The sequence below is a fragment of the Ruminococcus sp. 1001713B170207_170306_F1 genome (assembly GCF_015668065.1).
In the GTDB taxonomy this organism is placed as follows: Bacteria; Bacillota; Clostridia; order Lachnospirales; family Lachnospiraceae; genus Blautia_A; species Blautia_A faecis.
Map to the genome: position 1 here is coordinate 16,098 of NZ_JADPEX010000008.1, position 25,773 is coordinate 41,870.

Below are 25,773 nucleotides of genomic sequence, written 5' to 3' on the forward strand. Positions count from 1 at the left end.
CATATTACGACAGAGGTGCCAGGATGAAAAAGAAGAAAAACGTTATGTACAGAAAAAGCGTATCATTACTTGCGGCAGCTGCGATGACAGCAGTACTTATGACAGGACAGGTTTATCCAGTAGTTGCATGGGGGCAGAATACAGAGACCAGACTTGAGAAATCCAGTCTGATTCCGGATAATATCACAATTGATCAGCCGATTGCTCTTTCGGAGGTGACATTGCCGAAAAGTGATTATGGAACGCTTTCCTGGGCGGATGATTCTTATATACCGGATAAAAGAGTGCAGACCTGCGAAGTAGTATTTAAACCAGCAGCAGACGTGGATCTTTCTTATATTTCCGGATGGGATTCTGAGAAAAAAGTTGTGAAAGGTAAGATCACAGTTGTTGTCAGCAGCATAGAAGAGAGTTCTGAAGATCAGCCTTCTGATACTGCTGCAGAGGTGGAAACAGGTGATGAGAGCAGTGAAGCATCTGTCCCGGATGACACAACTTCTGACAATAAAGATACAGATATAAAATCTGATGATGAGGCAGTTCCAGGTGAGAATCAGCAGAATGATTCAGAAACTTCAGGGAAGACAGAAGATCAGACTGAGAATGCGGAAAACAAGCAGAACAGTGAAGCAGATAAGAAAGAAGAAACCATCGAGAGCACTCCTGCTTCTAATGAAGCAAAATCTGAAGACAACACCGAAGCTGCTGCGGGAATTACAACCCCGGCAGAAAAAACAGAAGTAGCGGCTCCTGCAATGGAAGAAACTGTAGATTCTGAAGATATTCAGGAGGAAGCTGCAGAAGAGTCAAAAGCTGATACAGGTTCAGATACAGCCGCAGATAGCATAGAGAGTACAAATTCTGATAATGGTGAGGATGCAGCATCTGACAATGTGCAGACCGCAGATTCCTCAGATGATACTGGAAAACTGAACGAAACTTTTGGTGAGGTGATGCCTGGTGCTACCATTCTTGATGGTACAGGGGATTCTGTGAAAAATGAGAACACAGAAGAGAAAAAAGATACTGCAGATACAACGAACACCACGGATGTAAAAGACACAACAGACCCTACAGAGGATGACCAGAAAAATATATTTGATAATCCTCTTGACTTTACCACAGCGGATACAAGACCGGCAACTGCTGAGGACGATCTCACAGAAGAAGAGCAGGCTGCAAGGGCTGCTCAGAATCATAGTTGTGAGGGAATTTCTGTATCAGGCATAGATCTTCCCTGGTATGTCCAGTTCCAGGTGACCAGTGGTGAAAATTACGAATTTAAAAATGAAGATAATGCTACGATCTTCCAATCCTATGAATTTAAATTATGGGATCTGAAGAATAATACAGAGTATGAAATTCCGGATGGACAGTATGTAAGCGTAACGATTCCTGTCAAAGAAGGATATAAATATTCGATTGAGCATCTTCTTGATAATGGTGCGACAGAGACCATTATTCCCAGTGTAAACGGAAGCACCATGGTATTCAGCACACATTCTTTCAGCCCGTTTGGAATTGCAGGTTTTCGTCCAATCGTAGGAGAGGACATTGCAAATGGAGCGTATGGCGATGGAAGTACACCAACTCCTACACCTACTGTGACGATCAGTGGAACACCTACCCCGTCTCCATCTGTGACCGGAGCTGGTACGAATGGAACAAATGGATCCGGAACGGGTAAAACGGATAGCAATAGCGGAAATGAAACTGGTGGAAATACAGGTGATTCAAATGGAATCAGCAATGGAAATACAAATGGCTCTTCCAATGGGACTTCAGGAACCGGAAATGGTGGTTCTTCATCTGGTACCGGAAGCTCTGACGGCAGTGACAATTCCGGAACCAGCAATACACCAGGTGTGGCATCTGATGGAACTATAAATTCTGGCACAACAGATGGCAGTTCTTCAAATGGAACAGGTTCCAGTACAAATGCGGGACAGACTGCAGGAAACACTACAGGCAACACTGTAGGAAATACGGCTGCTACCTCAAACGGAAATAACGGTCAGAGTCAGACCTCAAATGCAGTAAAAACTGGTGACAACACCATGATCCTTCCCTTTGTGATCCTTGTGATCACTGCAGCCGCTGTGATCATTATTGTGATTATTGTCCGCAAAAAGAAAAGATAAAGCAGACAGGATAATTAAAACGGACATTCATAATCCATGAATAACGAAGCCAGCCCTTCCATATATTACATATGGGAGGGCTGTTTTTATGAAAGTAAAAGTCATTTTAAAATCTTTACTTTTTTCCTATGCAGTTACCGGAGCGTTTCTTTTGCTTCTGGCATTCCTTTTATTCCAGTTTGACCTGGGAGAAAAGCCTGTGTCAGCAGGAATTGTAGCTGTGTATATTTTGTCCTGTTTTTCAGGAGGCTTCATGTCAGGAAAAATTCTGCGCAAAGATAAGTATTTATGGGGAATTCTGGTAGGGGCTTTTTACTATTTGCTTTTGATTACAGTATCTTTTGTAGTGCAGGGAAAATGGGAAATGAGTCTGGTACATGCAGTAACTACTTTTTTTATGTGTCTGGGTGGTGGTGCTCTTGGTGGGATGTTGTCTTAGAGCGTGTTTGAGAAATCATTCCCGCATTTTTTGAAAAGATTCGCACTCTGTCCAATAAAAAATGCTTTAAAAATAAAAAAAAATATGATATACTAGGCAAAGATTATATACATAAGGAGGCTAATACTATGCAGCATATCAAAACATTAAATACAAAGAATCTGCAGAACACTGTAAAGAAAGGCGGCTGCGGCGAGTGCCAGACATCATGTCAGTCCGCATGCAAGACATCCTGTACAGTAGGAAACCAGAGCTGCGAGAACAAATAAGTCGGGCAACTGGAAACGTATGTAAGCAGCGGTGTAAAAGCCGCTGCTTATTCATGCAATAGGAAAGAACGAAAGGATATACTAACATGAGTCTGATTCACCGTTATCAGAACAATGGCTATAACATCGTGCTGGACATCAACAGCGGATGTATCCATGTTGTGGATGAAGTGACCTACGAAGTACTTCCTTATATGGAAGAAGGTCTGGATACAGCTGCCATTGTAGGAAAACTGGGAGATCAGTTTTCAGAAGAAGATATTAAGACATCAGTGGCAGAGTGTGAGAAGCTGAAAGCCGATGGCATGCTTTTCACCAGAGATGTATATGAGAATGCTATTGATACATTTACCAAGAACCGTCAGACAGTGGTAAAAGCGCTCTGTCTGCACATCGCCCATGATTGTAACCTTGCCTGTCGCTACTGCTTTGCAGAAGAAGGAGAGTACCACGGAAGACGAGCTCTCATGTCTTTTGAGGTAGGGAAGAAGGCACTGGATTTCCTGATCGCTAATTCAGGCTCCAGACACAATCTGGAGGTGGATTTCTTTGGCGGCGAGCCGCTTATGAACTGGCAGGTTGTTAAGGACCTGGTAGCATACGGCCGTGAGCAGGAGAAAATCCACAATAAAAAATTCCGTTTTACCCTTACTACCAACGGTGTTCTGCTGAACGATGAGGTAATGGAATTCTGCAACAAAGAGATGGGAAATGTGGTCCTCAGTATTGATGGCCGTAAGGAAGTTCACGATTTTATGCGCCCATTCCGCAAAGGGGCAGGAAGCTATGATCTGATTCTTCCGAAGTTTCAGAAATTTGCAGAGTCCCGTAACCAGGACAAGTATTATGTAAGAGGAACCTTCACTCATCATAATCTTGATTTCTCCCAGGATGTTCTTCATCTTGCAGACCTTGGATTCAAGCAGATTTCTGTAGAGCCTGTAGTGGCAGATCCATCTGAGGAGTACGCACTTCGGGAGGAAGACTTGCCGAAGATCATGGAAGAATACGACCTTCTTGCGAAAGAGATGATAAAACGCGAGAAAGAAGGCAAAGGTTTTAATTTCTTCCATTTCATGATCGACCTTACCGGTGGCCCTTGTGTATACAAGAGACTTTCCGGATGCGGAAGCGGCACAGAATATCTTGCCGTAACTCCATGGGGGGATTTCTACCCATGCCACCAGTTTGTTGGGGAAGAAGAATATCTGATGGGAAATGTGGATGAAGGGATTACGAGACCTGACATCCAGAAGGATTTCGGATGCTGCAATGTTTACACCAAGCCAGCCTGCAAGGATTGTTTTGCAAGATTCTACTGCAGTGGCGGATGCGCAGCAAACGGATATCATGCCCATAAGGATATCAGAAGCAATTATGAAATCGGATGCGAGCTCCAGAGGAAGCGTGTGGAGTGCGCCATCATGATAAAAGCTGCACTGGCAGAAGACTGATAGCACTTCGCCAGCTGCGAAGATTTCTGTCAGTCCCTGCTTTTGCGAAAAACAAAAAAGAAGGGACAGAACAATGAAAAAATCAAGAGGTATCTTAGTCCTGATCCTGACTGCCATCGTTACCGTATTCTTTTGCTATACGGCTGCTGTAGGTATTGGTCCTACAGGAACCGGTGCCATGAAGAATATCAAGACCGGACTTGATCTGGCTGGTGGTGTCAGCATTACATATCAGGCAAAGGACAGTAACCCAAGCAGTGAAGACATGAGCGATACTGTGTACAAGCTGCAGAAACGTGTTGAGCAGTACAGTACAGAAGCTCAGGTATATCAGGAAGGCTCTGACCGTATCAATGTAGAGATTCCTGGTGTAACAGATGCAAATGCTATTCTGGAAGAACTTGGCCAGCCAGGTTCCCTGTGCTTTATCACACAGCAGGATGAGGATGGAAACGCAAATTTCCAGGCAGATTCCAGCAGCGAGACCGGATACTCTCTGGCAAGAAGTCTTGACGAGATCCGTGCAGCCGGCTCTGTGGTTTTGGAAGGTACAGATGTGGCAGATGCTACAGGCGGTGCAATCCAGCAGCAGAATTCCAGCAGCAGAGAGTACGTGGTAGATCTGACTCTTACAGACGAGGGAAAAACAAAATTCGCAGAGGCAACTCAGAACAATGTTGGAAAACAGATCGCGATTATCTATGACAACGGCGTATTAAGCGCTCCAAGAGTAAATGAAGCCATCACAGGCGGTAAGGCACAGATCAGTGGTATGGAAAGTGTTGAGAGAGCACAGGAGCTTGCTTCCTATATCCGTATCGGATCCCTGAGCCTTGAACTGACAGAGCTTCGTTCCAGCGTTGTAGCTGCACAGCTCGGTGAAGAAGCAATCTCCACCAGCCTTATTGCAGGTCTGATCGGTCTGATCATCGTAATTCTGTTTATGATCATCGCTTACCGTGTACCTGGTGCAGTTGCAGGCCTTTCCCTGATTTTCTACACAGCGACCATTCTGCTTACCTTAAATGCATTTGACATTACCCTTACGCTTCCGGGTATTGCAGGTATCATCCTTGGCATTGGTATGGCAGTAGATGCGAATGTTATTATTTATGCACGTATCCGTGAGGAAATAGGTACAGGCTCTACCGTAAGATCCGCGATCAAAGCTGGTTTCTCCAAGGCTTTTTCCGCAATCTTTGACGGAAACATCACAACCCTGATCGCAGCATTCGTTCTGATGTGGCTGGGTACTGGTTCTGTTAAAGGATTTGCATATACACTGGCACTTGGTATTGTGATTTCCATGTTTACAGCTCTGGTATTTTCCAGACTTGTGATCAATGCATTATATGCAGTTGGCGTTCGCGATGAGAAATTCTATGGAAAGACTGAAGAGAAGAAAGTCATTAACTTTGTTGGAAAGAGAAGATTATGCTTCACCCTTTCCATTATCCTGATCCTTGCCGGACCAGCCACTATGCTGATCCACAAGGCTACAGGCGGAAAAGCCCTGAACTACAGCCTTGAGTTTTCAGGTGGTACTTCTACCAATGTCACCTTTAACGAAGATATGGACATTAAGACCATTGATTCTGAGGTTACACCTGTAGTGGAAGAGGTTACAGGAGATAAGAATGTACAGCCTACTAAGGTTGTTGGAACAAATCAGGTTATCATCAAGACACGTTCCCTGAATCTTGACGAACGTGAGGCACTGAATAAGGCACTTGTTGACAAGTTTGGTGTAGATGAATCCCTGATCCAGGCAGAGAGTATTTCCTCCACTGTCAGCAACGAAATGAGAAGAGATGCTGTAGTAGCCGTTTTTGTTGCCACTATTTTCATGCTTCTTTACATCTGGTTCCGTTTCAAGGATATCCGTTTTGCAGGCAGCGCAGTACTTGCACTTCTTCATGATGTTCTGGTTGTCCTTACATTCTATGCGATTTCCAGAATTTCCGTAGGAAATACTTTTATCGCTTGTATGTTGACTATCGTTGGTTATTCTATCAACGCCACGATCGTTATCTTCGACCGTATCCGTGAGAATCTTCACGGAAGCAAGCGCGTAGATGAGCTCGAAGAAGTGGTAAATAAGAGTATTACACAGACACTTACCAGAAGTATTTATACTTCCCTTACTACCTTTATCATGGTAGCTGTTCTTTATATCATGGGTGTATCTTCCATCCGTGAGTTCGCAGCTCCGCTGATGGTTGGTATTATCTGCGGTGCTTATTCTTCTGTATGCATTACCGGAGCCCTCTGGCTGGTAATGAAAAAGAAAATTGGTGGCGGACAGGCTCAGACTGTAAAAGCTACAGCTGGTGCTGCTCCGGTTAAACAGTCTGTTTCAAGTGCAAAGGCACCAAGTGCTCCAGCTGCAAATGGACAGACCCAGCCGAAGAAGAAAAATCGTAAGAGAGTTCAGGAGCGTCTTGCAGCCCAGGAGGCGGCTAAGAATGCTGAGAATGGTTCTTCTGAGGAAGACAGATAATTAAATGAACTTAAGCCAGGACAGGTGGAAACATCTGTCCTGGCTTGCTTTTTATGTAAAATTCTATTACTATTTAGTGGGTTGAAAAGTTCTTTAGGAGGGACGCATTTGGACAATGTGTATTACTCACTCGCCGGCGCAACGCTCCGATGAACTAATCGCTAACTGCGACTAATGCGTTCGGGAGAGCCCTCACGCATAAGTCTCCGTAAGCGCTGGATTTCATCTGCGCTAAAAACGCGCCTGAAATGGCTCGCTGGAGTAATACACATTGCCCAAATGCTGTGTGTCGGCTGGGACTGATTCTATTTAGGAACTTTTAACGAGGAAGAGGGGGAGTGATTGGTTTTCTGATACTTTCTTGGCAATGATGGATTAGAAAAAAACAATAAAGCTGCGAAGTACCAACCATCTAAATGAGGTATCGAAGACACATATAATAATATGTCAAGTTCTTTGTTTGCAAAACAGCCCTAAAAATGTGCAAATACTTCATAGAAATTGTAAAAGCCGCTAATTTCCGGCAAGATTTCCATAAACTTTCGTTTCCGATATAGTATATGGAAGCCAGTCACTCACCCTCCCCACCTGTTGAAAGTTCCTATGTACAAATAAGTCCTAGCCAGTACACAGCATTCGGGCAATGGTGATTGCTCCAGCGAGCCATTTCAGGCGCGGTTTTAGCGTAGGCGAAATCCACTGCTTACGGAGACTTAATCGTGAAGGCTTTCCTGAACGATTTAGTCGCAGTTAGCAGTTAGTTCGCTGGAGCGTTGCGCCGGCGAGTGAGCAATCACCATTGTCCGAGTGCGTCCGCCTTGAACAACTTTCAACACACTAAATAGCAATACAATTTACAACAGGAGACAAAGCATGGAAAAATGGGTATTAGCGGCGAAAAGAGCTGATTTTCAGAAGATTGGCCGGAAGTATGGAATAGATCCGGTGATCGCCAGGATTATTCGGAACAGGGATATTACAGAAGATGCAGAAATTAATCAGTATCTGAACGGAACCCTGGATGACATTCCATCCTGGAAAAGTCTGAAGGATATTGACAAAGCTGTGGAAATTATTTCGCAAAAAATAGATCTGGGAACCAGGATGAGAATTATAGGAGATTATGATATTGACGGTGTAACTGCAACTTATATTCTGTTAAAAGGATTTAAACGCCTGGGGGCGAATGTAGATACCTATATTCCGGACCGCATTGCAGATGGATATGGAATTCATAATCATCTTATAGAGAAAGCAAAAGAGGATGGAGTAGATACGATCGTGACCTGTGACAATGGAATTTCGGCTGCAGATCAGATTGCATTTGCAAAAAAAATGGGCATGACAGTGGTAGTGACGGATCACCACGAGGTCCCTTTTGAAGATACAGAAGAAGGGCGAAAATACAAGCTTCCTCTGGCAGATGCAATTATCAATCCAAAACAGTCTGACTGTACGTATCCAAATAAAAATATCTGTGGCGCAGTGGTTGCAATGAAACTGGTTTTTGCATTGTATGAAAAATATGGAATCCCGGAGAGTGAGAAAGAAGATTATCTGGAACCTGCGGCTATCGCTACAGTTGGAGATATTATGGACCTTCAGGGAGAAAACCGTATTCTTGTAAAAGAGGGACTTTTACGTCTGCCTCATACAAAAAATAAGGGACTGAAAGCTTTGATAAGAGCAATTGGTCTGGAAAATCAGAAAATCAGTTCCTACGATATTGGTTTTCGCCTTGGTCCGTGCATTAATGCCAGCGGAAGACTGGATACAGCCATGCGCTCCCTGTCCCTATTACAGTGTGAAGATGAAGAAGAGGCTGCAAAGCTTGCAAACGATCTGAAAGCATTGAATGACAGCCGTAAGGCACTGACGGAACAGGGTACAGAAGCTGCCTACAAGCTGATAGAGGGCAGCAATCTGAAAAATGACAGAGTAATGGTTGTATTTTTGCCGGATTGTCATGAGAGTCTTGCAGGAATCATAGCAGGAAGAATCCGTGAAAAATATCACAAGCCTGCTTTTGTTCTTACAAGAGGGGAAAAATCGGTGAAAGGCAGCGGCAGATCTACAGAAAATTATTCCATGTATGAGGAGCTTGTAAAATGTGACAGTCTGTTGCTCCAGTATGGTGGCCATCCTATGGCAGCAGGTCTTTCTATAGAAGAAGCAAATGTGGAAGCATTTCGCCGTCAGCTCAATGAAAACTGCACCTTGACAGAGGAAGATATGATCCCAAAAATCGTGATCGATGTACCAATGCCCATTTCTTACATAAACGAGAATCTGATCCGTCAGCTCTCTGTTCTGGAACCCTTTGGAAAAGGAAATGCGAAGCCTGTTTTTGCCCAGAAAAATCTCCGCGTTTTAAAAACCGGAATATATGGAAAGACTCAGAATACAGTGAAATTGCAGCTGATGGACGAATCCGGCACGGTGATGGATGGGGTTTACTGGGGCGAGGCAAAGGAGTTTGCAGAGTTTGCAAGGTCTCATGGAACTATTTCTGTAACCTATTATCCGAAGATCAACTCCTATATGGGAAGAGACTCTTTGCAAATTGTCATACAAAATTATTGCTAAAAAGGGGATAATCATGTAAAACCACGAAAAATGCAGTATTTCCAGTGAGCCTGTCGGTTTTGCGTTGATTCCCGATTTAAAAAGTGTTATACTAAAAAATATTTATGATGCTAGAGCATGTGTGAAAAAGGCTTTCTTTTTTTAAACACGCTCTGGGGTGGCTGAGGCTTTCCCCACAACATCCATTAATCTGAGGAGGCTATTATGAAAAAAATAGAAGAATATATAAGAAGTATACCTGATTTTCCAGAACCAGGCATTATTTTCAGAGATGTTACCAGTATCCTTCAGGACGCAGACGGACTGAAGCTTGCAATTGATTCCATGCAGGATTGTCTGAAGGATGTGGATGTGGATGTAATAGTGGGAACAGAATCCCGTGGATTCATTTTTGGAATGCCAATTGCTTATAATCTTCATAAGTCTTTTGTACCAGTACGTAAGAAAGGAAAACTCCCATGTGAGACCGTTTCTGCAAGCTATGATCTGGAATATGGCAAAGCTGAGATTGAGATTCACAAGGATGCCATTAAGCCAGGACAGAAGGTAGTTATCATTGATGATCTGATCGCAACAGGCGGTACAGTTGAAGCTGCAGCGAAACTGGTAGAGCAGCTTGGTGGAGTGGTAGTGAAGATCGTATTTCTGATGGAACTTGCAGGTCTTGAGGGGCGTAAGAAACTGGAGAAATATGACGTTGCTTCTGTAATCCGTTATGAAGGTAAATAAAGGATGTGTCTGTTTCGCCAGATTCCCCCGGGAAAACAGGTGGGCGGATGCTGACGCAGATAGTATTTAAACAGGCAGGTGTGAAATATGGCTGATATTGTTAACGAGCAGGGCAAGGAGCCTGAAGTATCAAAAGAGGATATGGAGAAGCTGGAGTCTGTGAAGAAAGCAGATGCAGCTGTAAAATCCATGCACGACTTTACAAGCCCTGAAGTATTATATAATGAGCTGATTGCCAGCATAAAGAAATATCATCCTTCTACGGACATAACCATGATCCAGAAGGCATACGAGACTGCAAGGGAAGCCCACAAGGATCAGAAGAGAAAGTCCGGGGAACCCTACATTATTCATCCTTTATGTGTTGCCATTATTCTGGCGGATCTGGAACTGGACAAGGAGACCATTGTAGCAGGCCTTCTTCACGATGCTGTTGAAGATACCTGGATGACCTGTGATGAGATCACCAGAGAATTTGGTCCTGAGGTTGCGCTTCTGGTAGATGGGGTAACTAAGATCGGTCAGCTGTCCTATTCCAAGGATAAAGTAGAGCTACAGGCAGAGAGCCTTCGCAAGATGTTCCTTGCCATGGCAAAGGATATCCGTGTTATTCTGATCAAGCTTGCAGACCGTCTTCATAATATGCGTACTCTTCAGTACATGACTCCTGAGAAACAGAAGGAGAAGGCAAGAGAGACGATGGACATCTATGCGCCTATCGCACAGCGTCTTGGTATTTCCAAGATCAAAGTAGAGCTGGATGACCTTTCCCTGAAATATCTGAAACCAGATGTTTATTATGATCTGGTTGAGAAAGTAGCACTTCGTAAAAGCGTCCGTGAGGAATTCGTAGGGAATATTGTCAAGACTGTGCATCAGCATATGGTAGAAGCCGGAATTAAGGCACAGGTTGACGGTCGTGTAAAACACTTTTTCAGTATCTATAAAAAGATGGTAAATCAGAATAAGACGATTGATCAGATTTACGATCTGTTTGCAGTGCGTATCCTGGTAGATACAGTGAAGGACTGTTATGCGGCACTTGGTGTGATCCATGAGATGTATAAGCCAATTCCAGGACGTTTCAAGGACTATATTGCAATGCCCAAACCAAATATGTACCAGTCTTTGCATACCACGCTGATCGGACCGAATGGACAGCCTTTTGAAATTCAGATCAGAACCTTTGAGATGCATAAGACTGCCGAGTACGGTATTGCTGCACATTGGAAATATAAAGAGGCTTCTGACGGTAAGGCTTCCTCAGGCAATCGTGAGGAGGAGAAGCTGAACTGGCTGCGCCAGATCCTGGAATGGCAGAGAGACATGTCTGATAATAAAGAGTTCATGAGTCTTCTGAAAAATGATCTGGATCTGTTTGCAGACAGTGTATACTGCTTTACTCCGCAGGGAGATGTGAAAACCCTTCCTAACGGCTCCACCCCCATTGATTTTGCATACAGCGTGCACAGTGCTGTAGGAAACAAAATGGTAGGTGCCAGGGTAAATGGCAAACTGGTGCCCATTGAATACCGGATCCAGAATGGTGACCGTATTGAAATCATTACTTCCCAGAATTCCCAGGGACCAAGCCGTGACTGGCTGAAGGTGGTCAAGAGCACACAGGCCAGAAATAAAATCAATCAGTGGTTCAAGAAAGAACTGAAGGAAGATAATATTCTGAAGGGCAAGGAAATGCTTGCCCAATATGCCAAGAGCAAGGGCTTTAAATTCGCTAATTACACCAAGACTCAGTATCTGGACGCAGTCCTTCGTAAATATGGTTTCCGTGACTGGGATTCTGTACTTGCCGCCATCGGACATGGCGGACTGAAAGAGGGACAGGTATTTAATAAGCTTGTAGAAGCTTATGATAAAGAGAATAAAAAGAATCTCACAGATGAAGAAGTTCTGGAGGCAGCAGCCGCAGAGAATCAGGATAAGAAGCATCATATCAAGAGCAAGAGCGGCATTGTAGTACGGGGCATTCATGACGTTGCAGTACGCTTCTCCAAATGCTGTAATCCGATTCCCGGTGATGAGATTGTTGGATATGTTACAAGAGGCCGTGGTGTTACCATTCATCGAACTGACTGTGTAAATGTGATGAATATGTCTGAAATGGACAGAAGACGTCTTCTGGAAGCAGAGTGGCAGGATCCGGAGATCAAGCCGGATGAGCATTACATGGCTGAGATCAATGTATATGCTAATAATCGTACCGGTCTTCTGGTTGATATTTCCAAGATCTTTACAGAGCGTAAGATTGACATCCGAAATATTAACTGCCGAACAAACAAGCAGGAGAAGGCCACTATTTCTGTAAGCTTTAACGTCAGCTGTAAGGATGAACTGAATTCCCTTATCGAGAAGATACGTCAGCTGGAAAGTGTTTTGGATGTAGAAAGAACTACAGGCTGAGAAACAATGGAAATGTGAACTGGTTGGAGATATACAGTACGTTGAGCATTGGATGGTATGTTACCGGTCAGGACACGGACAATAACGGAATAATAACATAAATGGCATATCAGCTGCCATGAAAGGATAATCTATGGGAAAACTTGAATTACAGCAGATGGTTCTTGGCCCTGTATATACCAATTGCTACTTTTTAAAAAATAAAGAAACCGGTGAAGCGCTGATCGTTGATCCGGCAGATTCACCGAAGAGAATTTTTCAGAAGGTGGAAGATATGGGTGCAAAGCCGGTAGGAATCCTTCTGACTCATGGCCATTTTGACCACATTATGGCAGTACAGGCTGTGAAAGCTGAGTATCAGATTCCGGTTTATGCCTGCCGCCAGGAAGAAGAAATGCTTCGGGAGCCTTCTGTGAATATGACTGACCGGATGCATAAACCATGTTCTGTGCGTCCTGATGTTTTTCTGGAGGACCTGCAAGTATTTGAAGCTGCTGGATTTTCTATTCAGATGCTCCACACTCCAGGACACACGAAAGGAAGCTGTTGCTACTATCTGAAAGACGAAAGGGTTCTGTTCAGCGGGGATACATTATTCTGCGGTTCTGTTGGAAGAACGGATTTTCCAGGCGGCAGTTCCCGTGAAATCCGGGAGAGCCTTCATAAGCTGTTAAATGCCCTTCCAGATGAAACAAATGTTTATCCGGGGCATGATACATCTACAACTATCGGTTACGAAAAGAGGTACAATCCATTTGTGTAAAATAGGAATCCTGCTGCTTGACAGGGATTTCGAGCATGATATATATGAATTAATAAAAGCATTTTATCCGGAAGGAGATATCCACAGCCTCTACGAAAAAGACGAAGAGGAGTACGATATCTTCTTTACTGTGAAAAAAGAAAATGACAATTTTGTTATAAAATATGAGACGAAGGATCAAAAAGGTGTTGCCAGCGCAGAGGTGATCCGGGGGGCAGACGGGGATTCCAGTCAGGAAACTCATGAGAAACTCATGGATGCCCATGAGCTTCGTAAAGCCAACAAGGACAGTCTGAAATATGCACTGTACAATGTTCTGGTGAAGCTTACCGGCAGAAACCTTCCATGGGGGAATCTTACGGGAATCCGTCCGGCCAAGCTTGCCATGGGGATGATCGAGAGTGGTATGAAAAATACCGAGATCGCACAGGAAATGCGGGAGCGTTATCTGGTAAGCGCAAAGAAAACTGCTCTTGCCATCACCATAGCAAACAGGGAGCGGGCACTTCTTCAGGATATTGATTATGAGCATGGTTACAGCTTATATGTAGGTATTCCCTTTTGTCCAAGTATCTGTTTGTATTGTTCCTTCAGCTCCTACCCTTTGAAGCTCTGGGCAAAAAGAGTAGATGAATATCTGGATGCTTTATGTCTGGAAATTCGCGAAACGGCCAGGATGATGAAGAACTACAAGCTGGATACGATCTATATCGGCGGAGGCACACCTACCACGTTAGAGCCGTATCAGCTGAAAAGGCTTCTTGAACAGCTGGGAGAGTCCTTTGGTTTTGATGGACTTGTAGAATTTACCATTGAAGCTGGCAGACCAGACAGTATTACAAGGGAGAAGCTTGAGACAATTAAAGAATTTCCTGTGACCAGAATTTCTGTTAATCCCCAGACCATGAATCAGGATACTCTGGAAATCATTGGAAGACGTCATACTGTGGCACAGACCATAGAAGCTTTCCATCTTGCCAGAGAACTGAATTATAACAATATTAACATGGATCTCATTGTAGGACTGCCTGGAGAGGATATTTCCAAGGTGAAATACACATTGGAGAAAGTAAAAGAGCTTTCCCCGGACAGCCTTACCGTACATTCTCTGGCTGTGAAGCGTGCAGCACGCCTGAATATGTTTAAGGACAAATATCAGGAGATGACATTTGAAAATAACCAGGAGATCATGGATCTGACACAGCAGACTGCATATTCCATGGAAATGGGACCTTACTATCTGTACCGTCAGAAGAATATGAAGGGAAATTTTGAAAATGTAGGCTATGCAAAGGTTGACAAAGCCGGGATTTACAATATACTGATTATGGAAGAAAAACAACCGATCATTGCTCTTGGAGCAGGCGGTTCTTCCAAACTGGTCTTTGACCATGGCAAACGTATTGAGCGGGTGGAGAATGTGAAAGATGTCACAAGCTATATTGCCCGTATTGATGAGATGATTGAAAGAAAGCGAACAGGAATTGGAACCTGGTTGTAGGAGGGAGGGAAAATTCTTGGAAAAGCTTTCCAGTGAACAGTCAGAAACATCCGACAGAGTTCTGGAATTTGATTTATCAGCAGAGTTAAGGCATGGAATCGCAGTGAGTAATCTGGCGTACGCGTTAAGTAAGGAGCTTGGACTTCCTCATGAGCAGTGTTACGATCTTGCAATTGCAGGAATGCTTCACGACATAGGAAAGCTGAAACTGAGAAGCTATATCAACGGGCAGGAAAGTAATCCCATGGTAATTGAGGAATTGAAATATGTCCGCATGCATTCTACACTTGGCTATGAGGAACTGAAAGACCAGGGCTATTCGGATTTTGTTCTTGAGAGTATTCTTTATCATCATGAAAATTACGATGGAAGCGGTTATCCGTCCAATCTGGCAGGGAAGGAGATTCCCATTGGTGCCCGGATTCTTCGTGTATGCGATGTATTCTGTGCATTGAGTCAGGAGCGGTCTTACCGCAAGGCTTTTGATAAGCATACTGTGATGGAATTGATGATAGATGAAATAAAAAACTTTGATCTGGAAGTATTTCTTGCATTTCAAAGAGTAGTACACGCCAGCCAGGCTGGTAAATAAGGAGGACACATGGCATTAAAGAAGAAGCCGGTTACCGGCATGAAAGATATTTTACCAAAGGAGATGGAAGTCCGTAACTACGTTACAGGACTGATCCGTGAGACATATGGTTCCTTTGGATTTACTTCAATTGAGACTCCGGGAGTGGAGCACATTGAGAACCTGTGCAGCAAACAGGGCGGTGATAACGAGAAGCTGATTTTCAAAATCTTAAAAAGAGGTGAGAAGCTGAAACTTGACCAGGCAAAAGAAGAAGCTGATCTTGTGGATTCAGGTCTTCGCTATGATCTGACAGTACCTCTTTCCAGATATTATTCAAATAACTCTAATGAACTGCCTGGACCATTTAAGGCACTTCAGATGGGATATGTATGGAGAGCTGATCGTCCGCAGAGAGGACGTTTCCGTCAGTTTATGCAGTGTGACATTGACATTTTAGGTGAGCCTACTTATATGGCAGAAATCGAGCTGGTACTTGCGACTACTACACTTCTTGGCAAGCTTGACTTCCATAATTTCACTATCCGTATCAATGACCGCCGTATTCTGAAGGCTATGGCTGAGTATAGCGGATTTCCGAAGGAAAGCTTTGATACTGTATTTATCATTCTTGACAAAATGGATAAGATTGGTCTTGAGGGCGTAGCGAAAGAACTGGAAGAGGAAGGCTTTGCAAAAGAAAGCATTGATACTTATCTTGCGATGTTTAAAGAAATCAGCTCAGATATCCAGGGCGTAAGATATTGCAAGGAGAAACTGGCAGATGTTCTTGATGAACAGATCGCAGCAGATCTCGAGACGATCATTTCCACTGTGGAAGCTGTGAAGACTGCTGACTTTAAGATGGCATTTGATCCTACACTGGTTCGCGGCATGTCTTATTACACCGGTCCGATCTTCGAAATTTCCATGGATGAGTTTGGCGGCAGCGTTGGCGGCGGCGGACGTTATGATGAGATGATTGGTAAATTTACAGGAAACAATACAAGTGCATGCGGATTTTCTATTGGATTTGAGCGTATTGTTATGCTCCTTCTTGAAAGAGGATATCAGATTCCTACAGCAAAGACTAAGAAGGCATATCTTATTGAGAAAAATATGCCGTCAGACAAGCTGATTGAGATTTTCCGTCAGGCAGAAGAAGAGAGAAAGACCGGAGTTCAAGTCAATATCTCTATTATGAAGAAGAATAAGAAATTCCAGAAAGACCAGATGACAGCTGAAGGCTATACGGAATTTGTGGAATTCTTTAAACGCTGATAAAGAGATTTAACGTGTTGTTTTTGAAAAACAGCCGTCAATGATATTTTATGGATTATTTAAAGCAATACAGCTGAATGGTTCATAATCTGAGAAAGCTGGGGGAAACCCCATAGAATAAGGAGGCGCCTTAAAATGGCTGAGAGTATGCAGGGACTGCACAGAACCTGTCGATGTGCAGAAGTGACCACACAGATGGTAAGCAGCGAAGTAACACTTATGGGATGGGTTCAGAAAGCAAGAGATAAAGGAGGAATCATTTTCGTAGATTTACGTGACCGCAGTGGTATTATGCAGCTGATCTTTGAAAATGGTTCCATTGATGAGGAAGGCTTTGCCAAAGCCGGCAAGCTGAGAAGTGAGTTTGTGATCGCAGTTACCGGAACCGTTGAGAAACGTGGTGGTGCAGTAAATGAGAATCTTGCAACAGGTGAGATCGAAGTGAGAGCAAAATCTCTCCGTGTTCTTTCCGAGGCAGAAGTTCCGCCATTCCCGGTTGAGGAGAACAGCAAAACAAAAGAGGATGTACGTCTGAAATACCGTTACCTTGACTTAAGACGTCCGGATCTCCAGAGAAACCTGATCCTGAAGAGCCGTGTAATGCAGCTGACAAGATCCTTCTTTACAAACGAGGGATTCCTGGAGATTGAGACTCCTATGCTTGGAAAGAGTACTCCTGAAGGTGCAAGAGATTATCTGGTGCCATCCCGTGTACATCCTGGCTGCTTCTATGGTCTGCCGCAGTCACCGCAGCTGTACAAACAGCTTCTGATGTGTTCCGGATATGACAGATACATCCAGATTGCAAGATGCTTCCGTGATGAGGATCTTCGTGCTGACCGTCAGCCGGAGTTCACACAGATCGATATGGAGCTTTCTTTCGTAGATGTAGATGATGTAATCGATGTAAATGAGAGATATCTTTCCTACCTGTTCAAAGAGGTTCTTGGTATCGATGTGAAACTTCCAATCGAGAGAATCACATGGCAGGAAGCAATGGATCGTTTCGGTTCTGATAAACCGGATATGAGATTTGGCATGGAGCTTCATGATGTAAGCGATATTGTGAAGAACTGTGGATTCTCCGTATTTACAGGTGCTCTTGAAGCTGGTGGAAGCGTTCGTGGTATCAACGCAGAAGGCCAGGGCAGCATGCCTCGTAAGAAAATTGATAAGTTAGTAGAGTTTGCCAAGGGATATGGTGCAAAAGGTCTTGCATACATTGCAATCGCAGAAGATGGCACCAGAAAGTCTTCCTTTGCCAAGTTTATGACAGATGAGGAGATGGATGCTCTTGTAGCTGCTATGGACGGTAAAGCAGGTGACCTGCTTCTGTTTGCAGCGGATAAGAAGAAACTGGTTTATGATGTTCTTGGCGCACTTCGTCTGGAGCTTGCAAAACAGATGGATCTTCTTGACAAGAACGAATACCGCTTCGTATGGGTAACGGAGTTCCCGCTTCTTGAGTGGAGCGAGGAAGAAAACCGTTTCACAGCTATGCACCATCCATTTACAATGCCGATGGATGAGGATATCTCGCTTCTCGACACAGATCCGGGCGCTGTTCGTGCGAAGGCTTACGATATTGTACTGAATGGTAACGAGATCGGCGGCGGCAGTGTTCGTATCCATCAGGATGATATTCAGGAGAGAATGTTTAAAGAGCTTGGATTTACCCCGGAAGCTGCCCATGAGCAGTTCGGATTCCTTCTGGATGCATTCAAATACGGAGTTCCGCCTCACGCCGGACTGGCTTATGGTCTTGACCGTCTGGTTATGCTCATTGCCAAGGTTGACAGTATTCGTGACGTAATTGCATTCCCGAAGGTAAAAGATGCATCCTGTCTGATGACTCAGGCACCGCAGCGCGTAAGCGAAGCACAGCTGGACGAGCTGGGACTTGAAGTTGAGAAAGAAGCTGCTCCAGAGACTGAGGAATAAGAAAAGAAATACAACAAGAGATAACTTAGTTTATAACTTGGAATAAGCTGACTGAAAAATCCTGCCTGCAAAAATGGGTGGGATTTTTCTTATGGAAGAATGTTGTCACGCTCTGGCAGGCATGGACTTTGGGTTCGCTGTCAGCACAAATAAAAACGCCCCTGCACAAGTTTGCAGAGGCGTAAATTTTAACTATATCATCCGTTGGTTTCCTGCTTGTCTTCTACCGGGCTGGAACTTAAAGTTCCAAACAATGCCTGTCCGAACACAGTTCCTGCGTCTTCCAGTTTCCAGGAAGCACCGTCGTTGATCAGTGTGAAAGTCGTTTCCACTGTTTTAGTAGCTGTATTTTCTTCAATATATTCAAGAAGCAGACTGTAGGACTTTTCATATCGTTTTTGAGCACCGTCGATAACAGCATCCACAGAGGCAAGATAGGTATCCAGCTCCTTCTGATAATTTTCCAGAATAGCATCGCTGTCAAAGGTGGTAATATTGGCTGTAACTGTGGCTGTATAGCCGGAAACAGTGGTTTCCCCAATAGAATAATCAAAGGTGGAGTGAACCTGTTTTACCAGTGCTTCTGCCAGACTGATCTTTGCAGGATCTTCTGTGCTGATAATGGAATCTGCATTTAAATAATTGCCCAGTTCCTCTGTTGACATATTTTTCAGGGTATTCAGATAAACTAAGATTGTGTCTTCCGGTGATAAAATATCCGGGTCTGTGAGATTGTTCATAAGACCGCCGACAAGGTCGTTTTCCAGTGTATTGGTGCGCCGGATCTCCCAACTGGTTTCGCCGTCTTTATCTGAGGCGTCTAAGGAGATGGTGCAGTTACGCTCCACAGTCTGATAGTCATTACTCTTAAGCAGTTCATCCAGAAGCATGTAGCGTTCTTCAAGGGAAATAGTCTGTTCTGTGGCTTCCTCAGAAGAAGCGGACTGGGAAATTTCATGCTTCAGCTGCGCCTTGGAAAAATCCTCAGCAAGCGCATGGGCATCCAGAGTGACCAGCCTGAGATTCGCCTGTGCGGATTGTCTGTCCTTGTCTACGTTAACATCCAGAATTTTATAGTCAAAATCCTGGAAAAAGAGAGAAAAGACTTCTTCAATATCAGAAGAAATAGCGATATCTTCGGGTTCACCGGGGAAAAGCTCCTGGTAGGAGATGTATTTCTGTGTGGTAATGGAATCCAGATTCTTTAGCTGATCCAGTTCCTGCTTTACTGCGTCCTCGATTTTTTTCTCCTCTTTGCCGGTACAGCCGCACAGTGAAAAAGTGCAGAGAAGCAAAAGAAGAGGAAGCAGAAATCTGACTGACTTCATACAGGGTTCTTTCCTTTCAAATTATTACGTAAAATGTTTATAAAACTTTTTTATTATACCATTTTTTTTCATAAAAGTCAAAAATGCCTAAAATTTAGACGATATTTCTAAAAAAAAAGTGAATAAATTGTGAAAAATGCATTATCAGCTTAGAACACTTTTCTTTTGAGGCTGAATCTGTTATTATAAACAGGGTAAATGCAGATGACAGATGTGGAAATATATCTGTTATAATTGCAAAAGATATTGAAAAACCATTGAGTTATCGTATAGGAGGTAACCATGAAGAAAAAAGGTTTTGTCATCGGAGGGCTGATTATTCTTGCTGGAGCAGCTGGTGCCGGTGGCTGGTATTACTATAAAGAAAATTATGGGGATTCTGCAGCGGCTTCTGGTGAAGTTGCATATGTGACTAAGATCAGCACTCTTCTTGGAGAAGATTCCGGAGTGCTGAACCGGTTCGCAGGCGTGGTAGAACCTCAGGAGACGGTAAAGGTAAATATTGAGAACAATCGGACTGTTACCGAAGTAAAGGTGAAGGTTGGAGATGAGGTAAAGAAGGGACAGTTGCTTTTTGAATACGACCTGAGCAGTATCCAGGACAGCCTGAAGGAAGCGCAGCTGGCTCTTGACCGGTTGAAGAATGAAGCCCTCAGCCTTAATCAACAAATTTCCACTCTTGAGAAAGAGAAAAAGAAAGCCAATAAGAACAGCCAGCTTTCTTATACCATTGAGATTGAGACGAATAAGATGAATCTGAAGAAGAACGAATATGACCAGGTGAGCAAGCAGGCAGAGATTGATAAGCTGCAGGCAGCTACCACCAATACAGAAGTACGAAGCGAAATCGACGGAGTCATCCAGAAAATTGATACCAGTAAGCTGGGAAGCGATGATGGAGATACTCTGGATGACAGCATGGGAGCTGATTCCGGAAGTGATTCTTCTGATAATTCTTTTATCACTATTCTCAGTACAGGTGCTTACCGTATTAAGGGGCAGGTAAATGAGCAGAACCGTAATACGGTTGTTCCAGGCTCAGCAGTTATTGTGCGTTCCAGAGTTGATGAGAATCAGATCTGGCATGGAACTATGGGGGCTGTGGACGAGCAGAATTCTACGAACAGCAGTAGCAGTAATTCCTATTTTGGAATGTCCAGCGGTGATGATACTACAAGTTCCAGTACCTATCCTTTCTATGTGACACTGGATTCCTCAGAGGGGTTAATGCTGGGTCAGCATGTATACATAGAGATGGACGAAGGACAGGAAGACCAGAAGACAGGCATCTGGCTGGGAGACTACTATATTGTAGATGCAGATACAGAAAACCCATATGTGTGGGCTGTAGATTCCAAGGGAAGGCTGGAGAAGCGCTCCGTTGTTCTTGGACAGCATGATGATGATCTTTCAGAATATGAGATCGCAGATGGCCTTAAAGAAGATGACAGTATTGCGTTCCCATCAGACAGCCTGGCAGAGGGAATGCGGACAAAGGACGTATCTGAGATGACAGATGAGGATCTGGAGGCTGTTGATATGGAAAGTAACCTGGATGGCAGTGAGTACTCAGACGGGGATACCATGGAGCCTATGGATGGAGACTATTCCAGTGCGGACTTTGAGACAGGTGTTTCTGATGAAAGCATGGATGCAGCCATTGATGGTGATTATACAGACTTTTCAGAAGATTCCTCAGATGAAGATTTTACAGAGGATGATTCAGAAGATTTTACTGATGAGAGCATTGATGAGCCTGGACAGTATGGTTCTGGTGATACGGAGGCCGCAGGATGATACTTGAACTGAAGGGGATTTATAAAGATTACCAGCAGGGAAAAATGATTGTCCCCGTATTGAAGGACGTAAACTTTTCCATGGAAGAGGGCGAATATGTAGCCATTATGGGACCTTCCGGTTCTGGTAAATCTACATTGATGAATATAATCGGTTGTCTGGATCAGGCAACCAAGGGAACTTTTTTCCTGGATGGGCAGGACATCAGCAAATGTTCTGAGAATGAGATGTCAGATATCCGTCTGAACAAGATTGGATTTGTATTTCAGAGTTTTCATCTTCTTCCGAGGCAGTCTGCTATTTCCAATGTGGAAATGCCGCTGAACTATGCTCATGTGCCGAAGAAGGAGCGACGCGAGCGCGCTTTTGCCGCACTTGACCGGGTTGGGCTTGCAGACCGTGTGGATTTCAGACCCAATCAGCTCTCAGGGGGACAGATGCAGCGAGTTGCCATAGCCCGTGCCATTGTAAATAATCCAAGACTTCTTCTGGCTGATGAGCCTACCGGTGCACTGGACAGTAAGTCTGGCAGACAGGTTATGGAGCTTTTCCAGAAGCTGAATGATGAAGGTGTTTCTGTTCTTATGATCACTCATGATCCGGATATTGCAGCACATGCCAAGCGGGTAGTTATGATCCGTGACGGTGAGCTTCAGGAAAAGAGGTGATCCTATGGGAAAAGCGAAGAAAATTATAATAGGTGTGGTAGTCACAGCCCTTGTAGGAACCGGTATTGGCGGCGGACTGATGTATGTACGGAAAGGAAGCCAGAAGGAAGTGCTGGTGGCAAGCGTCAGTGATCTGGCAGGTGAGAGATATGATTCCGATGCTACATTGAGTGGAACTGTATATGCCAATGCAACACAGAGGATTTCCGTAGAGAAAGACATGATAATCCAGGAAGTTTATGTGAGCAAAGGGGATGAGGTAAAGCCGGGAGACAAGCTGATATCCTTTGATATGACTCTTGTGGAAATGGAACTGAATATTGCCAAGCTGAAGCTTCAGAAGCAGCAGCAGGATCTTGCTGCTGCAAAGAAAAGACTTGCCAGCCTGCAAAATGGCGGACCGATTCTTGATTCCGATTCTTCCTCCGCAGACAATCTGATTGATTCAGGAAAGGATTCTACAGAAGATGACAGCTCAGATTCTATGGGAGATGATGAACTGTCTTCCGCAGTAACTGCTTCTGATCATTATCTGGCAGCTGTTTTGCAGCCAATGCTTCTGGCTGCTGTGACAGATGGATTTGCAGACGCTCAGGCAGTTGGAAATGGGGAAATTACTTCTGCAGATACCCAGGAAACGGGAAGCGGAGATATTGGTTCTGCAGATGAAATGACAAGCGGTGACACAGGAGATATTTCTGTTGATACAGAAGCTGATTCCGGAGATGATTCTGAAGATGATTCAGAGGATAGTACCGGCGATCCGGGTACTGCTTCCGGATTTTATGATGAACCTTCCAGTGATGGTTTTAGCAGTGATATTTCAGACACGAATCAGGGAGGATTTTCAGATGGAAGCAATTCTGGTTCCGCACAGAATAATGCTACCGTTGGAAATGACGGATTTGTAGATGGAGAGGAACCTTTTTACCTGACTCTGGATTATGATACAGAACCTTATCAGGGAACAGGAACCGAAGAAGATCCTTATCTGTATCTTTGTTCCAGTGCAAAAGGCAAGGTTAATGTAACCGGGGCTTTTCTGAATAAGATGGCTGGCTATAATGCTGACGGAACCATTCTTCTTCATCCGGGCGGATACTGGTATCTGCTGGAATTCCATAAGAAGGATACCATTGCTGATTATACCAACAGAAAAGGATCCTGTACCGGATACTATCTGGTCGATGGAAATATGCTCAGCAATCCGGTTGACCGTTTTGCAGAAATGGATTTTACCCTTGACGGGGCTATGCAGTATGATAATGGAGATGACGAGCCGGATATTCCTGGTGATGGAGGCAGTGGTGGCGGAAGCTCTTCCCTGTCCCGTTCTGAGGCCATTAAGATCCAGAAGAACCGGATTGCCAGTCTGGAACTGGATGTGCAGGAGAGTGAGATCAGTATCAGTAAGCTTCAGAAGAAAGCTGCCAGACAGCTGATCACCAGTAAGCTGGATGGTATTGTAACCACTGTGGGAGATGCAGCTACAGGTACCAATTCAGAATCTGATTCCTTTATGATCGTTAAGAGCAAAGACGGCTATTACGTACAGGGAACTGTAGGGGAACTTATGCTTGACCAGGTGAAGGAAGGCACAATTTTGAACTGTAATTCTTATGGTGAGAATGGATATATGAATTTTGAGGCTGAGGTGATCCAGGTTTCTGATTATGCAGTTGATGGAGACAGCTCCTATTATTACTATGGAGACAGCAATCCAAATGTTTCTTCTTATAATTTTACTGCCAAGATCACAGATGACACCGTGCAGGTAAGTGTTGGAGACTGGGTGGATATCCAGCTGGAACAGCAGGCGCAGAGTACTGACGGCATTGTTCTTTCCAAGGCTTTTGTCCGTACGGAAGACGGCGTAAGCTATGTGTACAAGGATGACAATGGTGTGCTGAAGAAACAGATCGTTAAGGTAAAAGAGAATGTAAACGGTGGTGCTTATGTATTGGTAAGCGGCGGCTTGTCCATGGATGACAAGATTGCATTCCCTTATTCGAAATCCATTAAAGAAGGTATGAAGACAAAGGAAGGATCGCTGGATACGTTTATGGGATATGATTCCACATCATATGGCGGTCTTGGTTAAGGAGGGATTTCATGTTTGAAAATATACGTCTGGCATTCCAGGGAATCTGGTCACACAAGATGAGATCTTTCCTTACAATGCTGGGTATTATTATCGGTATTGCATCTATTATTGCCATTGTTTCCACGATTAAGGGAACGAGTGAGCAGATTAAGGATAACCTGATCGGTTCTGGAAATAACACGGTAAATGTAACTTTGTCACAGGGTGACAGTGCTTACAATGTGGATTATTATGATGGCAGTTCTTCCGGCTCTACACCGATCCTCAGTCAGAGCCTGAAGGATGAAGTGTTAAAAACAGACCATGTGGAGAATGCAACATTTTTTTACAGCAGAACAGACTACAACAGCAGTGTTTACTATGAGAACAGCAGTTTTTCCGGTGGTAAGGTCTATGGCATTGATACCAATTATCTGAATACCTGCGGTTATCAGGTTCGTTCCGGAAGGGGATTTGTACAGGCTGACTATGATAATTTCCGCAAGGTGGCACTGGTGGACAGCTATGCTGCTGATACCATGTTTCCGGGAGCGAATCCGGTGGGAAAAATCATTGAGATCGGTTCTGAACCCTATACAGTTGTAGGAGTTGTACGCCAGTCGGCTGACAGCCTGCCCAACATGGATACACCGAGTGATTTCAACAGCTATTATGAAAATGTAATTGGAACCGTAATGATTCCAAATAAATGCTGGCCGATTTCTTACAAATTTGATGAGCCTGAGAATGCGATCGTCAAAGTAGACAGCACGGACAACATGAGTGAAACAGGTTCAGCTGTGGCGAAAATCCTGAATAAATCTATCAGCAGCACTGGCAGTGGAAGCAGCGGCTTCAAGTATAAAGCAGATGATGTTATGCAGCGGGTAAAGGATCTTCAGGATTTAAGTGAGAGCACCAACTCCCAGCTGATCTGGATCGCAAGTATTTCTCTTCTGGTTGGAGGTATTGGTGTTATGAATATCATGCTGGTATCTGTAACCGAGCGTACCAAGGAGATTGGTCTGAAGAAGGCAATTGGTGCCAGAAAGAAGGTGATTCTGGGACAGTTCCTGACGGAGGCAGCAGTACTTACCAGTGTTGGAGGTATTATCGGAGTTGTTCTTGGAATCGGACTTTCAAAAGTAGTATCCAAGGTGGCAGGCTCACCTACAGCCATCAGCGTTCCGGCGATTATAGGCTCTGTAGTATTCTCTATGCTGATCGGTATCATCTTTGGTCTGCTTCCTTCTGTTAAGGCGGCCAACCTGAATCCGATTGATGCACTTAGAAGTGAGTAA

The 25,773-nt window shown here is 44.1% G+C and carries 18 protein-coding genes; 17 read left to right on the forward strand and 1 reads right to left on the reverse strand.

From position 1 onward, the window contains the following. Positions 1–23: 23 nt before the first annotated feature. The 13 genes from I4V84_RS06885 (at position 24) to aspS (ending at position 18,596) form a co-directional block, all read left to right on the forward strand. Positions 24–2,141 (forward strand): hypothetical protein, encoded by a 2,118-nt coding sequence (locus tag I4V84_RS06885; protein ID WP_195991469.1) that lies wholly within the window; start codon positions 24–26, stop codon positions 2,139–2,141. 88 nt (positions 2,142–2,229) lie between these two features. Continuing rightward, positions 2,230–2,580 carry a TIGR04086 family membrane protein gene (locus I4V84_RS06890; RefSeq protein ID WP_118584282.1) on the forward strand — a complete coding sequence of 117 codons (351 nt, stop codon included), beginning with the start codon at positions 2,230–2,232 and terminating at the stop codon, positions 2,578–2,580. A gap of 128 nt (positions 2,581–2,708) precedes the next feature. Then, positions 2,709–2,849 carry a six-cysteine ranthipeptide SCIFF gene (gene scfA, locus I4V84_RS06895; protein ID WP_021926839.1) on the forward strand — a complete coding sequence of 47 codons (141 nt, stop codon included), beginning with the start codon at positions 2,709–2,711 and terminating at the stop codon, positions 2,847–2,849. 92 nt (positions 2,850–2,941) lie between these two features. Beyond that, positions 2,942–4,303 (forward strand): thioether cross-link-forming SCIFF peptide maturase, encoded by a 1,362-nt coding sequence (scfB, locus tag I4V84_RS06900; RefSeq protein ID WP_118584284.1) that lies wholly within the window; start codon positions 2,942–2,944, stop codon positions 4,301–4,303. A 73-nt stretch (positions 4,304–4,376) separates the two neighbouring features. Further along, positions 4,377–6,803: a protein translocase subunit SecD gene (gene secD / locus I4V84_RS06905; protein ID WP_187566047.1), complete on the forward strand. Its 2,427-nt coding sequence runs from the start codon at positions 4,377–4,379 to the stop codon at positions 6,801–6,803. An 873-nt stretch (positions 6,804–7,676) separates the two neighbouring features. Next, positions 7,677–9,389, forward strand: a complete 1,713-nt coding sequence (gene recJ / locus I4V84_RS06910; protein WP_173718302.1) for a single-stranded-DNA-specific exonuclease RecJ — start codon at positions 7,677–7,679, stop codon at positions 9,387–9,389. A gap of 204 nt (positions 9,390–9,593) precedes the next feature. After that, the gene (locus tag I4V84_RS06915) at positions 9,594–10,118 is read left to right on the forward strand and encodes an adenine phosphoribosyltransferase (protein ID WP_118579390.1); all 525 of its coding nucleotides are present in this window, start codon (positions 9,594–9,596) and stop codon (positions 10,116–10,118) included. Between the two features lie 141 nt (positions 10,119–10,259). Further along, the gene (locus I4V84_RS06920; protein ID WP_334285875.1) at positions 10,260–12,539 is read left to right on the forward strand and encodes a bifunctional (p)ppGpp synthetase/guanosine-3',5'-bis(diphosphate) 3'-pyrophosphohydrolase; all 2,280 of its coding nucleotides are present in this window, start codon (positions 10,260–10,262) and stop codon (positions 12,537–12,539) included. A gap of 133 nt (positions 12,540–12,672) precedes the next feature. Further along, on the forward strand, positions 12,673–13,302 hold the full coding sequence (locus I4V84_RS06925; RefSeq protein WP_148461921.1) for an MBL fold metallo-hydrolase: 630 nt from the start codon (positions 12,673–12,675) through the stop codon (positions 13,300–13,302). After that, positions 13,295–14,803: a coproporphyrinogen dehydrogenase HemZ gene (gene hemZ, locus I4V84_RS06930; protein WP_330608485.1), complete on the forward strand. Its 1,509-nt coding sequence runs from the start codon at positions 13,295–13,297 to the stop codon at positions 14,801–14,803. Before I4V84_RS06925 ends, hemZ begins: the two co-directional genes overlap by 8 nt. 16 nt (positions 14,804–14,819) lie before the next feature. Continuing rightward, positions 14,820–15,395 (forward strand): HD domain-containing phosphohydrolase, encoded by a 576-nt coding sequence (locus I4V84_RS06935; RefSeq protein WP_118579396.1) that lies wholly within the window; start codon positions 14,820–14,822, stop codon positions 15,393–15,395. Between the two features lie 9 nt (positions 15,396–15,404). Then, positions 15,405–16,655, forward strand: a complete 1,251-nt coding sequence (gene hisS, locus I4V84_RS06940) for a histidine--tRNA ligase (RefSeq protein WP_118579399.1) — start codon at positions 15,405–15,407, stop codon at positions 16,653–16,655. Positions 16,656–16,790: 135 nt separating this feature from the next. Beyond that, positions 16,791–18,596 (forward strand): aspartate--tRNA ligase, encoded by a 1,806-nt coding sequence (gene aspS / locus I4V84_RS06945; RefSeq protein ID WP_187566048.1) that lies wholly within the window; start codon positions 16,791–16,793, stop codon positions 18,594–18,596. A 197-nt stretch (positions 18,597–18,793) separates the two neighbouring features. Here aspS and I4V84_RS06950 read toward each other — a convergent pair whose 3' ends face one another. After that, entirely contained in the window at positions 18,794–19,924 is a 1,131-nt protein-coding gene (locus I4V84_RS06950) for a hypothetical protein (protein ID WP_187566049.1), read from the reverse strand. 282 nt (positions 19,925–20,206) lie between these two features. Between I4V84_RS06950 and I4V84_RS06955 the strand changes: the two genes are divergently transcribed. The 4 genes from I4V84_RS06955 to I4V84_RS06970 are packed head-to-tail and all read left to right on the forward strand — an operon-like array spanning position 20,207 to position 25,773. Beyond that, positions 20,207–21,721, forward strand: coding sequence for an efflux RND transporter periplasmic adaptor subunit (locus I4V84_RS06955; RefSeq protein WP_187566050.1), 1,515 nt, complete (start codon positions 20,207–20,209; stop codon positions 21,719–21,721). Then, the gene (locus I4V84_RS06960) at positions 21,718–22,389 is read left to right on the forward strand and encodes an ABC transporter ATP-binding protein (protein WP_148461915.1); all 672 of its coding nucleotides are present in this window, start codon (positions 21,718–21,720) and stop codon (positions 22,387–22,389) included. The genes I4V84_RS06955 and I4V84_RS06960 overlap by 4 nt, the downstream gene beginning before the upstream one ends. A gap of 4 nt (positions 22,390–22,393) precedes the next feature. Continuing rightward, positions 22,394–24,490 (forward strand): efflux RND transporter periplasmic adaptor subunit, encoded by a 2,097-nt coding sequence (locus I4V84_RS06965; protein WP_187566051.1) that lies wholly within the window; start codon positions 22,394–22,396, stop codon positions 24,488–24,490. Positions 24,491–24,501: 11 nt separating this feature from the next. After that, a complete protein-coding gene (locus I4V84_RS06970) occupies positions 24,502–25,773 on the forward strand; it encodes an ABC transporter permease (RefSeq protein ID WP_195991470.1) in 1,272 nt (423 codons plus the stop codon).